The 13,964-nt window shown below is 73.6% G+C and carries 14 protein-coding genes and 1 pseudogene; 7 read left to right on the top strand and 8 right to left on the bottom strand.

The window, feature by feature from the left end; genetic code table 11:
- The coding region (locus tag ABZU53_RS31070) for an acyl-CoA dehydrogenase family protein (RefSeq protein ID WP_355069125.1) at positions 1 to 1,256 on the bottom strand (1,256 nt) is incomplete at its 3' end.
- 129 nt (positions 1,257 to 1,385) lie between these two features.
- Between ABZU53_RS31070 and ABZU53_RS31065 the strand changes: the two genes are divergently transcribed.
- Both ABZU53_RS31065 and ABZU53_RS31060 read left to right on the top strand, forming a co-directional pair.
- Complete coding sequence (locus ABZU53_RS31065) at positions 1,386 to 1,964, top strand: nucleotidyltransferase family protein (protein ID WP_355069124.1); 579 nt, start codon at positions 1,386 to 1,388, stop codon at positions 1,962 to 1,964.
- Between the two features lie 9 nt (positions 1,965 to 1,973).
- On the top strand, positions 1,974 to 2,435 hold the full coding sequence (locus tag ABZU53_RS31060) for an HNH endonuclease (RefSeq protein WP_354862828.1): 462 nt from the start codon (positions 1,974 to 1,976) through the stop codon (positions 2,433 to 2,435).
- A gap of 18 nt (positions 2,436 to 2,453) precedes the next feature.
- Here ABZU53_RS31060 and ABZU53_RS31055 read toward each other — a convergent pair whose 3' ends face one another.
- Both ABZU53_RS31055 and rox read right to left on the bottom strand, forming a co-directional pair.
- A complete protein-coding gene (locus ABZU53_RS31055) occupies positions 2,454 to 2,903 on the bottom strand; it encodes an HIT family protein (protein WP_354862826.1) in 450 nt (149 codons plus the stop codon).
- A 1,005-nt stretch (positions 2,904 to 3,908) separates the two neighbouring features.
- Positions 3,909 to 5,348 (bottom strand): rifampin monooxygenase, encoded by a 1,440-nt coding sequence (rox, locus tag ABZU53_RS31050; protein ID WP_355069130.1) that lies wholly within the window; start codon positions 5,346 to 5,348, stop codon positions 3,909 to 3,911.
- Positions 5,349 to 5,720: 372 nt separating this feature from the next.
- Here rox and ABZU53_RS31045 point away from each other — a divergent pair, with 372 nt between their 5' ends.
- The gene (locus ABZU53_RS31045; protein ID WP_355069129.1) at positions 5,721 to 6,170 is read left to right on the top strand and encodes a hypothetical protein; all 450 of its coding nucleotides are present in this window, start codon (positions 5,721 to 5,723) and stop codon (positions 6,168 to 6,170) included.
- A 62-nt stretch (positions 6,171 to 6,232) separates the two neighbouring features.
- Here the strand turns inward: ABZU53_RS31045 and ABZU53_RS31040 are convergent, their stop codons facing one another.
- On the bottom strand, positions 6,233 to 7,219 hold the full coding sequence (locus ABZU53_RS31040) for a helix-turn-helix domain-containing protein (protein ID WP_354862822.1): 987 nt from the start codon (positions 7,217 to 7,219) through the stop codon (positions 6,233 to 6,235).
- Between the two features lie 87 nt (positions 7,220 to 7,306).
- Between ABZU53_RS31040 and ABZU53_RS31035 the strand changes: the two genes are divergently transcribed.
- Positions 7,307 to 7,873, top strand: a complete 567-nt coding sequence (locus tag ABZU53_RS31035; RefSeq protein WP_355069127.1) for a maleylpyruvate isomerase N-terminal domain-containing protein — start codon at positions 7,307 to 7,309, stop codon at positions 7,871 to 7,873.
- 7 nt (positions 7,874 to 7,880) lie between these two features.
- Here ABZU53_RS31035 and ABZU53_RS31030 read toward each other — a convergent pair whose 3' ends face one another.
- Complete coding sequence (locus ABZU53_RS31030) at positions 7,881 to 8,378, bottom strand: DUF1992 domain-containing protein (RefSeq protein WP_355069123.1); 498 nt, start codon at positions 8,376 to 8,378, stop codon at positions 7,881 to 7,883.
- Between the two features lie 215 nt (positions 8,379 to 8,593).
- Here ABZU53_RS31030 and ABZU53_RS31025 point away from each other — a divergent pair, with 215 nt between their 5' ends.
- A complete protein-coding gene (locus tag ABZU53_RS31025; RefSeq protein ID WP_354862818.1) occupies positions 8,594 to 9,244 on the top strand; it encodes a LysE family translocator in 651 nt (216 codons plus the stop codon).
- Positions 9,245 to 9,252: 8 nt separating this feature from the next.
- Here the strand turns inward: ABZU53_RS31025 and ABZU53_RS31020 are convergent, their stop codons facing one another.
- Genes ABZU53_RS31020 through ABZU53_RS31010 form a run of 3 tightly spaced genes read right to left on the bottom strand, consistent with a single transcriptional unit; the run spans position 9,253 to position 12,097 of the window.
- Positions 9,253 to 10,071, bottom strand: coding sequence for an SDR family NAD(P)-dependent oxidoreductase (locus tag ABZU53_RS31020; RefSeq protein WP_355069121.1), 819 nt, complete (start codon positions 10,069 to 10,071; stop codon positions 9,253 to 9,255).
- The gene (locus ABZU53_RS31015) at positions 10,068 to 11,393 is read right to left on the bottom strand and encodes an NAD(P)-binding domain-containing protein (RefSeq protein WP_355069119.1); all 1,326 of its coding nucleotides are present in this window, start codon (positions 11,391 to 11,393) and stop codon (positions 10,068 to 10,070) included. Before ABZU53_RS31015 ends, ABZU53_RS31020 begins: the two co-directional genes overlap by 4 nt.
- A 56-nt stretch (positions 11,394 to 11,449) precedes the next feature.
- Complete coding sequence (locus ABZU53_RS31010) at positions 11,450 to 12,097, bottom strand: TetR/AcrR family transcriptional regulator (RefSeq protein ID WP_354863298.1); 648 nt, start codon at positions 12,095 to 12,097, stop codon at positions 11,450 to 11,452.
- Between the two features lie 57 nt (positions 12,098 to 12,154).
- Between ABZU53_RS31010 and ABZU53_RS31005 the strand changes: the two genes are divergently transcribed.
- Together ABZU53_RS31005 and ABZU53_RS31000 are read left to right on the top strand one after the other, a co-directional pair.
- On the top strand, positions 12,155 to 13,525 hold the full coding sequence (locus ABZU53_RS31005; RefSeq protein WP_355069117.1) for an MFS transporter: 1,371 nt from the start codon (positions 12,155 to 12,157) through the stop codon (positions 13,523 to 13,525).
- 26 nt (positions 13,526 to 13,551) lie between these two features.
- Positions 13,552 to 13,964 (top strand): annotated as a pseudogene (locus ABZU53_RS31000) (hypothetical protein); the annotation flags it as partial.

The following is a 13,964-nucleotide window of genomic DNA, read 5'->3' as shown; positions in this document are numbered from 1 at the left end:
CCGAGGCGTACTCCCGGACACCGCAGCCGCAGCCGCGCGGCCCGCACCAGCGGTTGCGGTGTCCGGGAGTACGCCTCGGCCAGCACCGGATAGCCGTCACCGGAGCGGTCGGAGCCGGCGGCGAAGCGTTCCAACCGCCACTGCAACTGATCCAGCAGGATGTGGCGGGTGCCGTCGAACACGCCGTAGAGGAGCACGTCACGGACCCGCGCGGCGTACCCGAACTCCTCGACGAGTGCCCGCGACCCCAGCACCGTGCGGCCTTCGGTGACTGCCTGCTCGGCCAGCTCGCAGCAGGCGTACTTGGCCACCGTGGCGGCGTACGCGGCGGCCGGCCCGAGCGCGTTGATGAGGAACGTGGCCTTCACGGCGGTCGCCGCGACCAGCACGTCGAGGGCCGCCGTCCGGACGAGGTGTTCGGCGATCGCGCCGAGGTGCACGATCGGTTCGCCGTAGACGTCGCGCTCGCGGGCGTACCGCACGGCCTGGGCGAGCGCGCCGCTGGCGGCGCCGGAGGCGAGTGAGCCGATGCCACCCCGCGACAGCGCCAGGGTCAGCTGCAGGATGGTCAGCCCGTCGCCGGGCGCGCCGATCGGCTGGGCCGGGGTGCCGGCGAACCGTACGCCGGAGATGTCGGCGGCAACGGCGGGCAGCGTCCGCCACCGGGGCAGGGCCGTCACCGTGTCGTCGCGTTCGGCGAGAAACAGGCCGAAGCGGTCGGTGTCGGCAAGCCGGGCCAGGGTGACCAGCAGGTCGTGCCGGGTGCCGCCGTTGATCAGTTGCTTCTCCCCGGTCAGCCGGTACCCGCCGTCGACCGGGTCGGCGCGGGTGCCGGTGCGGGCCAGGTTGCTGCCGTGCGCCAGCTCGGTGAGCAGCATGGCGGCGGCGCCACCGTCGCGCAGCACCGCGCCCGCCCGATCGCGCTGCTCCGGCGTGCCGGCGATGCAGAGCGGCAGCAGGGCCAGCGCGTTGACCCCGAGCGTGATGGCGAGGCTCCCGCTGTGCCGCGCGGCCTGCGCGTTGAGGGCGTTGACGTGCACGGCGGTGGCGCTGTCGGGGTCGTACACGGCGGCGACGCCGATCTCCCGCAGCTCGGCCAGGACGTCGTCCGGTGGTGTGCGCCCCGCGTCGGCCGCCGCGAGCCGGCGGGCGGTGTCGGGGTGACCCAGGTGACGGGCGATCGCCGGCAGCGGGTCGACCTGGGCCATCGGCAGGGGGCAGAGTCGTTGCCACGCCGACGTCTCGTCCGGTGTCATCCGGCACCTCACCGTAAATACGTGACAGCAGATACGAGATGCATGCTAGCGGTCCCGGCCGACCGGTTCACCCCCGGAAGCCCATCCCGATCCGACGCCGAGGGGCGCGCGGCTGACTACGCTCGGCCCATGGTGACGGCGGGACTGCTCCTCGCGGCCGGCGCCGGGCGTCGACTCGGCATGCCGAAGGCCCTCCTGCCCTACCGGGGGCGACTCCTGGTGGACCACGCGGCGGCGATCCTCACGGCCGCCGGCTGCCAACCGGTCGTGGTGGTGCTCGGCGCGCAGGCCGACCAGGTCCGCTCCCGGACGCGACTGCCGGGCGTGGTGCTCAACGACGACTGGGCGACAGGCCTGGGCTCGTCCCTGCGGGCCGGGCTGTCCGCCCTGACGGCCAGTCCGGCCGTGGCCGTCGTGGTCACCCTGGTCGACATGCCCGGCCTCACCCCTGAGGCGGTACGCCGCATTGCCCGCGACGCCACCGCCGACTCCCTCGCCGTGGCTACCTATGCGGACGGTCGACGCGGGCATCCGGTGCTGCTCGGCCGACAGCACTGGGCCGACGCGGCCGAGGCGGCCACCGGAGACCGGGGCGCGCGGGACTACCTGCGGGCCCGGGGCGACGAGGTACGGCTGGTCCCCTGCGCCGACGTCGCCGACGGCACCGACGTGGACCTGCCCGAGCAGGCGGCCCGCCTCCCCGGATAGGGTGACGGCGTGCTCAGCGGGGTCAACGGCCTGTCCCGACACTTCACCGAGGACAGTCTGCGTGAGTATCTGCTGCAGCGTTCGGTCCGGCAGGCCGACGGCTGCCTGATCATCCGCGGCTACGGCTCACAGCGCGGCGTCTACCAGAAGGTCGCCGGCAGAGCCTGGGCGCACATCGCGGCCTACGCCGTCTTCGTCGGCGGGTACGACCCCGACCTGGAGGTCGACCACCTCTGCCCCGCGAAGGACTGCGTCGAGCCCACCCACCTGCGGCAGGTCAGCCACGCGGACAACTGCCGCACGAGAACGCAGACGCCGACCTGCCGCAACGGGCACGAGCGCGAACTCGACGAGTCGACGGGCCGGTACCGCCGCACGTGCCGCGCCTGCAACCGGGACAGCCAGCGCCGCTGGCGCGAACGCCAGGCAGCCGAGGTGGCTCAGGCCCGCTCGGCGTACGTCCCGGGATAGGGCTTCGTCACCAGCTCCTCATCGCGCCGGTTCGAGCTGTGCGCGGAGCGCGGCGGCGATGTCATCCTGCTGCGCCTCGTCAAGGCGGTCACCCTCGGCGGCGTTCAGGTAGCCGAAGACCGCAGGGCCGCGGCGATCAGCCGGGAGATCTGGCATCCGTGGCACCACGTGGAAGTGCACGTGGGCGAAACCTTCCTTCTCGGCGAGCTGGATGACGTAGGTCTTCGCGCACCCCGTCACGGCGTGCAGGGCGCGCGACAGCCGGACCTGCCACGTGCCGAGGCTGGCCGCCTCGGCGTCGGACAGCTCAGCGATCGACGTCACGTGCCGGCGCGGAACGAGCACCAGCCACCCGGGCAAGGTCGAGTCGAACGCGTGGGCGACCCGCCAGTGCTCGTCAGCGGCGACGAGCTCACGGGCCGGCAGGGTGTCGATCCGCCGATTCTGGTCACAGGCGTAGCAGTCCACGGTCGAACACTAATGCCGCGGCCTCCTGCGGTAGAGCCTCGTCAGGCCCGATGGGCACCCGTGACGCCAGCTGTCCGCGCTCCGCGAGGCTGGACAGCAGCCGCGATCTCGCGCGTACACCATCCTGACCCCTTACGCACAATAACTGTCATTATGATGTGCGCACGGTATGCCCCTTTTGTGGGAGTGGATTATCGGATTATCGTTACTGGTAAACCGAAAATGAGCGCCGACTGGCCCGCTGCTCGCTCCTCTACGCTCAGGAGCCGACGACGCCAGAATGCTATGAAGGGGCCTTGGGCTTGCGATTCACGCATCGCGACACCGATGCGGACGCGGTCAACGCGGACCCTCCAGCGGCAGCACCGCGCGATCACCGGCCTGTCGCGGACCGCCGCGACCCAGAGCGACCGTGCGAACGCCGCGGCCACGATGCTGCGCGACGGTCTCGACTGGTGCGCGGTTGTCGAGGCGCTGGGGTACTTCGACCAGGCTCACCTGGCACATGCGCTGCGGCGCTACGTCGGGCGCACCGCGCGAGGGCTACGGGCGGGCGACGACCCGACGATGTCGTCCTGTACAAGACCGGCCCGCGGCCGGGCAGCTAGCCTCCGCCTGCCGCACCGGCATCGTCGACGCCGCGCGCCGGCTCAAGGAGCTTCCCGGCCGAGAGCTCCAGGTCCACGGCAGTTGGAGGCTCGTGCAGGCGCTACACCAGGCAGATCATCGCAGGCGCGAAAGCGCGTCTCAGGCCCGCCTGGGCGCTGCCGCGCCGGTAAGCGATATACCTCAGAGGTATGAATATGACTCTGAGGTATATCCCCTTCCAGTGACACACCGCAGTACCCGGTCGTCGTCGGAACCGGGAAACGCCTGTTCTGACGCCCACGACCCTCGGCGTGATCTCCACGGGCGCGTACACCGTGGACGAGGGGCGATCGACGCCAGTCCTCGACTGACGCCGACGCTCGGCCGCCCGCCGCGTGGCGCAACACCGGTCTTCCGTCAGAGTCGGCGACCCTGGTCGGCGGGCTCGCCGAACCAGCGCGACAGGTGATCGTCCAGGTCCTGCTGGTCGTCGCCGATCCAGGCGACGTGACCGTCTGGGCGCATCAGCACACCCGGAACGTCCAGGTCCGCGGTCGGGTCCGCGAGGTGGTCGACCCGGTCTGACCAGCCGCCGACGCTGAGGCGTTCGGTGCGGTCCAGCAGCAGGCCGCGGCCGCGGTGCAGCAGAGCGTAGAGGTTGCCGGGCCGCAGGTCGATGTCGCGCAGGCGGCGGCCGAGCAGGTCGGGGCCCTCGCCGACGTCGTACCGGATCCCGACCCCGGTGATCTTCTCCAGGAGATGGCGGTTCACCTCGTCGAAATCCATCAGTTCGGTGAGCAGCCGGCGTACGGCCTGCGCGCCCGGTTCGCTGGACAGCAGTTCCGTCTGGGCTCGGGTGTTGTCCAGCACGTCCGCGGCGACCGGATGACGTTCGGCCTGATAGGTGTCCAGCAGCGTTTCCGGCGCCCAGCCACGGACCTGCGCGGCCAGTTTCCAGCCGAGGTTGACCGCGTCCTGGACACCCAGGTTGAGGCCCTGCCCGCCGATGGGCGGATGGATGTGGGCGGCGTCGCCGGCCAGCAGCACCCGCCCGACCCGATACCGCTCGGCCAGCCGGGTGGCGTCGCCGAAGCGGGACATCCAGCGTGGGGAGTGCACGCCGAAATCGGTTCCGGCCACGGCCCGCAGTCGTTGTCTGAAGTCCTCAAGCGTGGGCCGTCGCGCGCGGTCGCTGACGTCCGCCGCTGGGACCACGACACTGTAGACGCCGACGCCTGCGGGACGGAGCCAGAATCGCTTATGGGTCTCGCGGATCGTGGCCACCGTGGCGGCGACCTCCTCCGGCGGCACACCCACCTCCATCTCGCCCATCAGCGTCTCGGTGCGCGCGGGCTCGCCGGGGAAACCGACGCCCAGGAGTTTGCGCACCGTGCTGCGCGCGCCGTCACAGCCGACGAGGTAGCGCGTGCGCAGCTGTTGCCCGTCGGACAGCTCGACGGTCACACCCTCGTCGTCCTGCGCGAGACCGGTGACCGCCTGGCCGCGCCGGACCTGCGCGCCCAGATCGATCGCGTGCTGTTCGAGCAGACGTTCGATGACCGGCTGCCGGATGCCCAGCAGATAGGCGTACGCGGAGTCCAGCCCGGTGGGCGCGGGCTTGTTGATGGCGGCGAAGAAGCCGGCGGCCGGACGCTTTCGTCCATGCTCGAGCAACCGGGTCAGCAGTCCGCGCATCGCCATCAACTCGAGGCTGCGGATGTGCAGGCCGACGATCCGGACGGCCGAGGTCGGCTCGGTCTCCTTCTCCAGGACGAGAACCCGCACGTCGTGCAGGCGCAGCTCGGCGGCGAGCATCGCACCCGTCGGCCCACAGCCGGCGATGATCACATCGAAGATGGGGCTCGGCGATGAAAGTTCGGAGGCGTCGTTCACGATGGGGTCGCGCCGGCCCGTGTCGGTCGACGGGGGTTCGGCGGTGAAGTGCGCGGAGGGCACAGGAGTGGCCTTTCGGGAGTGCCTTGTTGTGAGAGGCGCTCCCGGCGACACCTACGTCAGTCGCCCAAACCGTGACGGCAGGGGGAGCACCCACATCGAACGAGCGTTCATGGGTCTCACCTCCTCGGGCGGTGTCGCGGTCCCCTGCAAGCTACAAGCCCGTACATGATCGCGTCCAGTTCTTTGAACCGGCGCCGCCATCCGCTTGACCCTCGACCCGGTCGAGGCCCGAGCATCGGCGACGTGAACGACCAGCCGGCACCCGATCCGACCATGACCCGCATCATCGAGGCGGTGCAGCTCGGCCAGACCGGCGCACCCGCCCAGGCCCGTGAGCTGCTCACCACGCTGTGGGACGAGATCGGCCCCGCCGGTGACGCCCTGCACTGTTGCACCCTGGCCCACCACCTCGCCGACCTGCAGGACACCACCGAGGCGGAGATGGCTTGGGACGAACGGGCCCTGGCCGCTGTGTCCGAACTGACCGCCGAACGCGCCCAGCGTTACCTGCCCTCGCTCCAGGTGCAGGCGTTCCTGCCGTCGCTGTACCTGAACCTTGCCGACTGCCACCGACGGCTGGGCAACACCGGCCCGGCCCGGGAATACCTCGCCCGAGCCCGCGAACACCTGGCGCAGCTACCGGACGACCCGTACGGCGAGACCATCCGCGCCGCTGTCCGTGACTTCGTGGCGGACGACCCGACCGATCGCCGGCGGCGCTAGCGGTTCCGCACACCCGGCCGCCTCGCCACGGTGCAGGGAAGAACGGGCGGCCGGGGAATCAGTCACCGTTCCCGGTGCGCGATGGCCATCCGGTACGCCTGCGGTGAACGTCCGTAGCGAGCACGGAAGAGGCGGCTGAAGTGAGCCTTGTCCGCAAACCCCCAGCGTGCGGCGATGACATGGACCGGCTGGCGCAGGTGCAGCGGGTTGCTGAGATCACGCCGGCACCGCTCCAGGCGCTTGGCGCGGATGAGCTCGGCAGCCGTCGTCGCCTCCCCTTCGAACAGGCGATGCAGCGACCGCAGCGAGATGTGGTGGGCGGCGGCGACGCTACGCGGGCTGAGCTCGGCGCTGTCGAGGTGGCGGTCGATGAAGTCGACGACGCGGGCGCGCAGGGCGGTGTGCCGGGCCTCCGGTGAGAGGGTGTCCTCGATGTCGAGGTGCTGAGCGAGCGTGGCGGCGAGCAGGTCCAGCGTCACGGTGCCCAGGACCTCGGCCTGCGCCGCCTCGTACTGCTCCGGGTGGGCCGCGATGCTGCGCAGGTGGTGGGTCAACAGCCCGCCGACGCCGAGGCGTGCGGGCAGCGGCGTGGCCAGCAGGTGGCGCAGCCGGTCCGGTGCCAACGGCAGCGCCGCGCGGGGTATCTGCACGGTGATCGTCGCGGCGAGACCGGGGCCGTCCGCGCGGTGCCGGGCGATGTACGGGCGCGCGGTGTCCAGCAGGGTGAAATGGCTGGCGGCGACGAGCGTGGTCTCGGTGCGGTCCTGGACCAGGGTGCTGCGACCCGTCAGTGGCAGCGCGAGCTGGTAGATGTCCGCCTCGGCTCGGCGGATCAGCCCGGCGGGCCGGGTGGCGTGCAGCGAGGGGTACCGCAGTGAGGTCAACCGGATCCGGCCGAGGTCGATGGCCTGGGCGTACGCGACGAAGTTGTCCAGCCGTGCGCTGGTGATGTGCGCGGGCGCAGCCTCCTGGGCGACCAGGGCGTACCAGAAATCGAACCGCTCCGGCGGCGGCAGTACCGTCGTGTCCACCACCAGGCTGGGCAACATCCTGTTCGCCTCCCCCGATTGCGAGGATGGATTCTTGCACGGATCGACCTTTCACGGTGCTGGCCACCGGGGCCACGGGTGTCCACGGTGACCGGCGCCGACCTGCGGGAGGCGTCCGACGAGATGACGCGGGCGCTAACGCCGCACCGCGAACGCGACTGGTCGGTGCCCGCCGGCACGCTGACGTGGAGCTGCTGGACCACCGCGGCGCACATCGCGCACGACCTGCTCGCGTACGCCGGCCAGGTCACCGGCCTCGCACAGGACGGCTACCTGCCGTACGACCTGCGGGTCTCCCCCACCGCGGACCCGGCGCGGGTGCTCGACGTGGCGCGCGCCTGCGCCGGGCTGCTCGCCGTCGCCGTCGACGCCGCCGCACCGGACGCGCGGGCCTGGCACTTCGGCCCCTGCGACCCGGCCGGCTTCGCCGCCATGGGGGTGGCCGAGACGTTGCTGCACACCCACGACATCACCCTCGGCCTCGGTGTGCCGTGGCGGCCGTCGCCCCGACTGAGCGCGCTGGTGCTGCGGCGCCTCTTCCCGGACGCCCCGGCCGGCGCCGCGCCCGACGTGCTGCTGTGGATGACCGGTCGCGGCGAGCTGCCCGGTCGGGCACAGCGCACGTCCTGGACGTGGCGCGCGGCGGTGGACTGATCCGTTCTCAGCCCCGGCGGCGCCAGCGCAGCCACCAGCGCCGGCGGGCTCGGCGGGCCGGCGCGACGGCCGGGTCGGTGACGGTCGCCGGGTCGGTGGCGGTGACCGTGACCTCGGGTCCGGCGCGCTCGGCACGCCAGCGACGGACGACCTCGTCGGCGTTCACCGGCCGCACGGCCACCCGAGGCCCCTCGGGGTTGCGCAGCCAGGCGACGACCTGCGTGTTGAGCTGTCCCACGAAGTCCCGCACGGACTGCTCGGTGGGCAGGCCACGGACCTCGTCGGGGACCTGCTCGATGCGCCGGCGCAGTTGCAGCGGGGTGGGCAGCAGCAGGTCGCTGGGCAGCTTCTCGCGCTCCAGGAAACTCTTGATCCACCACGACTCGTCGTACGGCATTCCGCGCCCGGGGATCGGCTTGCCCATGCCGGGCAGGTTGTCGAACTCGCCGCGTTGCACGGCTCCCCGGATCTGCGCCTCCACGGCCGCGTCCCACGCCTCGGTCACCCTGCGGCACCTCCCCTGGCCACCGTAACGCGCCGCCTCCGGCTCGCGACGACACACGTGCCACAGGTCAGCGCGCCCAGGCGCGTGACCATTCCCGCGAGGTGGTTTGCGCCCGCGCGGCCGATTCGCAGGCCACCATCGGTGAGGTGGTCCTGGGCCGGGGCCGCCGGTCGGTCTAGGTTCTCCTCCAGGCGGCGGCGAACGGGGGCAACGTCATGATCGGCACGGGTGCGCTGCTGGGGATCGCGCTGGTGGCGCTGGGACTGGTGCTCACGCCCGGCCCGAACATGGTCTACCTGGTCTCCCGCTCGGTGGCGCAGGGCCGCCGCGCCGGGCTGATCTCGCTGCTCGGGGTGGCCGCCGGGTTCGGCGTCTACCTGGCCACCGCGGTCGCCGGCCTGGCCGCCGTGTTCGTCCTGGTCCCCACGCTGTACGCGGTGGTGAAGCTGGCCGGCGCGGGCTACCTGCTGTGGCTGGCGTGGCGCACGCTGCGCCCGGGCGGCGGGTCGCCGTTCACGCCCGCGCCGCTGCCACCGGACCCGCCACGGCGGCTGTTCACCATGGGCCTGGTCACCAACCTGCTCAACCCGAAGATCGCCATCCTGTACGTGTCGCTGCTGCCCCAGTTCATCGACCCGGCGCGGGGGCACGTGGCGGCGCAGAGCCTGCTGCTGGGCCTGACCCAGATCACCGTCGCGCTGAGCGTCAACGCGCTGATCGTGCTCAGCGCCGGCGCGCTGGCCGGTTTCTTCGCCCGCCGGCCGGTGTGGCTGCGGGTGCAGCGCTGGGTGACCGGGACGGCCCTCGCGGCGCTGGCCGTGCGCATCGCCGCCGACCGGTCCCGCGCCGCGGTCGCCACGCCCTGACCCGGCGGTCACCGCCCCCGGTGGCGGCGCAGCATCCCGGCGGCCAGCGGCGCGGCGTCCAGGTCACCGGCGGCGAGCCGGGCGGCGAGGGTACGGCGCACCAGCCGGTCGGCCAGCGCGGGCGCGTGCCGGCCGACGGCCATCTCCAGCCGGCCGCGTCGGGTGGTCGCCACGTCCCGGGGCGCCCGTCGGGCGGTGGCGGTGCGCAGGATCGCCGCGACGACACCCTCGACGGGCTCCGGGCGGGACACTCCCCGCAGGGACAGCCCGGCCTCGGCGGTGCTGTCGTGGATCGGTGAGGCCACCATGCTCGGGTAGACGACGCTCACCCCGACGTGGGTGCCCACCTCGTGGCGCAGCGCGTCGGCGTACGCGACGAGGGCCCGCTTGCTGACCCCGTACGCGGCGGCGAGCGGCAGCGGCAGCACCGCCATCCGGCTGGCCACGAAGATCACCCGGCCGCGCGCGGCGAGCAGCGGGGGCAGCGCGGCGGCGGTGGTGCGCCACGCGGCGAGCAGGTTGACCTCCAACTGCTGGCGGACCACCTCATCGGGTGGCAGCTCGGCCGGGGCGGGGCCACCGACCCCGGCGTTGTTGATCAGCAGGTCGAGCCCGCCGAGGCGTTCGACGGCGGCGTGCACCGCAGCGGGGACGGCGGCCGGGTCGGTCAGGTCGCAGCCGAGCACCGGCAGGTCGTCGTCGCCTCCCGCGTGCAGGTCGAGCCCGACCACCCGGGCGCCGGCGGCGTGCAGCGCGGCGCCGAGGTGCCGGCCGAAGGTGCCGCTCGCGCCGGTGACGAGGACCCGCCGGCCGGTCAGGCCCGTCACCGGCGCGCTCCGGCCGGGCGGGCGCGGCGGGCGCCCGAGGCCAGTTCCCGGGTCAGCTCGGCCAGGTAGGCGTCGAAGTCCACCCGCATCGCCGGGCGGCGTTGCCCCCAGCGGGCCGTCGCCGCCCGCAGCTCGGCCCGGCAGGAGGCCCGCTGCCGGGCCCGGTCGGGCAGCGCGTACCGGCCGGCGAGCTGCGCGGCGATCAGCTTGGCCTGCGCCTCGACCAGGGGGAACGCGGAGCCGGTGGACTGCATCAGCCCGACGAACATCAGGCCGGGGGCCTCGGGGTGGAACACGTGCCGGTACAGCGGCAGGGTGTCGGCGCCGCCGCCGAGCAGCTCGGGGTCGAGAAACCCGATCTCCACCCGGTACCCGGTGCACCAGACGATCAGGTCGACCTCGTCGACGCGGCCGTCGGTGAACTCGACCCGGTCGCCGTCGAGGGCGGCGACGCCGGGGCGGGCCTCGACGTCGCCGTGGGTCAGCCGGGACAGCAGCCCGTCGGAGAGTGTCGGATGGTCCTGCAGGAAGCCGTGCGTGGGCGCGGGGAGGCCGTAGCGGGCGGGGCTGCCGACGGTGGCGGTGAGCATCGTCTGGCTGATGCGCTGGCGTAGCCGCCACGGCAGCCGGCGGGCCAGCGCGCCGTTGAGGGTGTCCGACGGGCGGCCCAGCAGGTACTTGGGCACCACCCAGACGCCCCGGCGCAGCGACAGCAGGGTCCGCTCGGCGGCGTACGAGGCGTCCACCGCGATGTCCATCGCCGAGTTGCCACCCCCGACGACCAGGACGCGTTTCCCGGTCAGCTGCTCGGGGCCCCGGTAGTCGTGGCTGTGCAGCTGCTCGGCGGTGCTGGCGCCGGGGTACGCCGGGTCGGGCAGCCGGGGCGCCCGGTTGTGTCCGTTGGCGACGACCACGGCCTCGACGGTGACCTCGACCGGCCCGTCCGGCCCACTGGCGGCGACCGTCCACGTGCCGTCGGGTCGCCGGGTGACCCGCTCGACGGTGTGCCGCAGGCGGATGGCGTCGTGCAGCCGGAACCGGTCGGCGTAGTCGGCCAGGTAGCCGGCGACCCGCGTGTGGTCCGGGTAGTCGGGCCAGTCGGCGGGCATCGGGTGGTCGGCGAACTCGGTGCGGCCGCGGCTGGTGTTCAGGTGCAGCGTGCGGTACGCGGGCGAGTCGGGCGCCCCGTACACCCAGAGGCCGCCGACCTGGTCGGTGGCCTCGAAGCAGACCACCGCGACGGCCGCGTCGCGCAGTGCCTTGACGGCGGCGAGCCCGGCCGCGCCGGCGCCGATCACCGCAACCCTGGGTGGTGCCTGCATCGCTGCCCCCAATTAATCCAACGTCCGATGGATAATCGTCGGGTGGCGGCGGCCCGTCAAGGCCCCGGGGGTCCGTAGAGCCCGTCCAGGAGGCGGTGCACGAACGCCCGGAACTCGCGCCGTTCCCGAGCGCCCGGCGCGCCCGCGGCCAGCGCCACGACGTGCCCGTGCGTCGCCCAGACCAGGCTGCGCACGGTGATGTGCGGGGTCGGCTCGGCCAGCGCGCCGGCGGACGCCGCGGCGGTCAGCAGCTCCGCCACCAGCCGGTAGAGCGGCTCGGAGTAGCGCTGGTCCAGCTCGGCGTGCCGCTGCGGCTCCAACCAGCGCCGCAGCCACAGCGCGGTGGTTTCCGGATGGTCCTCCAGGAAGTCCACGAACGCGTCCACCAGGTCGTGCAGCGCCCGCCGCGCCGCGTCCGGCCCGGATTCGAGGGCCGCGCGGGCCCGCGCGGCGGCCTCGGTGAGGACCTCCCGCTCGACGGCGAACACCCGCGCGAAGCACGCCTCGTACAGGGCCGCCTTCGTACCCGTGTGGTGAGCGACCGTGGCGACGTCCACCCCGGCGGCGGCGGCGACCTCCCGCAGCCCGACGGCGTCGAAGCCGCGTTCGGCGAACAGCGCGGTGGCGGCGGTGAGCACCACCTCGCGGGTCGGTCGGGTCTCGTCGCGCCGGGGCCGACCCGGACGGCGTCGGGGCATGGTCATGGCCGCCATTCTGCCCCTAGAATCCAGCAACTGTTGGATTGCGGAGAGGATGCGGCGATGACCGGGCTCGACCGGCGGCCCGCGGCCGCCACCGACGCGACACTGCCCCGCGGCCCGCTGGCCGGCTTCGCGGCCGGCTCGCTCGGCATGGGCGTCTGGGTGACCGTGCCCGGCCTGCTGCTGCTCTACTTCCTCACCGACGTGCTGGCCGTCGGGCCGTGGCTGGCCGGCCTCGCGCTGCTGCTGCCGAAGATCGCCGACGTGCTGCTGCACCCCTGGATCGGGCACCGCGCCGACGTCGCGCAGGCCCGCCGGGGCGACCGGCGGCGGCTGCTGCTGCTCGGCTGCGCCCTGCCGGTCGCGTTCGCCGCGCTCTTCGCCGTGCCCGGCGGCCTGACCGGCGTGCCGGCCGCCGCGTGGGTGGCCGTGTTCTTCGTCGCCGGCAACCTGCTCTTCGCCGCCTACCAGGTCCCCTACCTGGCTACCCCGGCCGACCTGCGCATCGGCTACGACGAACGCACCCGGCTGATGGCGTTCCGGATGGTCGTGCTGACCCTCGGCATCCTGGCCTCCGGGCTGCTGGCCCCACTGGTGACCGGCGGCGACGCCGCGACCCGCGCCGGCTACCAGCGCATGGGCGTGGTCCTGGCCGTCGGGATGCTCGCCGCCATGCTCGTCGGCGTGGCCGGCATCGCCCGGCTGCGCGGCGCCGCGGCGAGCACCACGACGGCAGGCCACGGCGGATGGCGGGCGCTGCGCACCGCCCTGCGCGACGCGCAGTTTCGCTGGCTGGTCGCCGCCTACCTGGCCATGTCCACGACCACCCACCTGGTCCTGGCCGGGGTGCCCTACTACGCCGAGTACGAGCTGCGCGCTCCCGGCCTGACCACGGTGCTGGTGGCCGCGTTCGTCGCGCCGGCGCTGCTGGTCACTCCCGGTTGGCTGCTGCTGGCCCGCCGTGTCGGCAAGCAGCGGGCGCTGCTCGGCGCGCAGGGCGCGTTCGCGGCCGGGTCGCTGGTGCTGGCGGTGGGTCGCCCGGCGGGCCTGCCGGTGCTGGTGGCGGCGGTGGCGGTGCTCGGGGTGGCGTTCGCCGGCATGCAGCTGCTGCCGTTCTCGATGCTGCCCGACGTGATCCGCGCGGCCGCGGCTGACACCGGCGCCGGTGCTGCGACGGGCGCGGGGACCTACACCGGGGTGTGGACGGCCACCGAGGCCACCGGCGCGGCCCTCGGCCCCTACGCGTACGCGCTGTGCCTGGCCGTGGGTGGTTTCGTGGCGTCGACGGCGGGCGAGTCGCCGGTGCAGCCGGACGCGGCGCTCGCGGCGGTCCGCTACGGCTTCGGGCTGCTGCCCGCGGCGGCGATGCTCGCCGCGCTGCTGCTGCAACGCCGCTACACCCTGGACACGACCGCCCGGGCCGCGAGCTGAGCGGCCGGCACTAGACTTCGCCCTCGATGGACGCCCCGCTCACCCCCACCGAAACCCGCCCGTGCGCCCACTGTGGACGACCGGTGCCGCAGCGTGTCGGCGCGGGCCGGCCGTTTCGCTACTGCCGCGACAACGACGGCGCCTGCCAGCGCGCCTCGCGCAACAGCCGGATGCGTCACCGCAACGCGCCCGGCCTGCCCGGTCAGGTGGCCCGCACCTGGGAAGCGGTGGACCGCCTCGACCAGATCGTCGAGACGTTGACCGAGGCGTTGCACGCCGAGCTGTCCCCCGGGGGCGTGCAGCGGCAACTCGCGCAGGCCCGCGCGGAGGCCGCCACCGAGATCGCGGCGGCGCAGACCGAACGCGACGAGGCCCGCGACGACGCCGAGACGGCGGCGGCCGACGCGGCGCGCGCCCGCGAGCAGGCCCGCGCGGCCCG

This window comes from Micromonospora sp. NPDC005194 (assembly GCF_040608335.1).
Lineage (GTDB): Bacteria > Actinomycetota > Actinomycetes > Mycobacteriales > Micromonosporaceae > Micromonospora.
The sequence above is the reverse complement of the archived record's forward strand: the minus strand, read 5'-3'. Positions and strand labels throughout refer to the sequence as shown.

What these genes read in the sequence shown, in the direction of transcription:
- ABZU53_RS31065 (WP_355069124.1), top strand. Translation starts at nt 1,386, where the DNA reads ATGGTGACGGCGGGACTGCTCCTCGCGGCCGGCGCCGGGCGTCGACTC.
- ABZU53_RS31040 (WP_354862822.1), bottom strand. Translation starts at nt 7,219, where the DNA reads ATGTTGCCCAGCCTGGTGGTGGACACGACGGTACTGCCGCCGCCGGAG.
- ABZU53_RS31025 (WP_354862818.1), top strand. Translation starts at nt 8,594, where the DNA reads ATGATCGGCACGGGTGCGCTGCTGGGGATCGCGCTGGTGGCGCTGGGA.
- ABZU53_RS31010 (WP_354863298.1), bottom strand. Translation starts at nt 12,097, where the DNA reads ATGACCATGCCCCGACGCCGTCCGGGTCGGCCCCGGCGCGACGAGACC.
- ABZU53_RS31045 (WP_355069129.1), top strand. Translation starts at nt 5,721, where the DNA reads ATGACCCGCATCATCGAGGCGGTGCAGCTCGGCCAGACCGGCGCACCC.
- ABZU53_RS31015 (WP_355069119.1), bottom strand. Translation starts at nt 11,393, where the DNA reads ATGCAGGCACCACCCAGGGTTGCGGTGATCGGCGCCGGCGCGGCCGGG.
- ABZU53_RS31005 (WP_355069117.1), top strand. Translation starts at nt 12,155, where the DNA reads ATGACCGGGCTCGACCGGCGGCCCGCGGCCGCCACCGACGCGACACTG.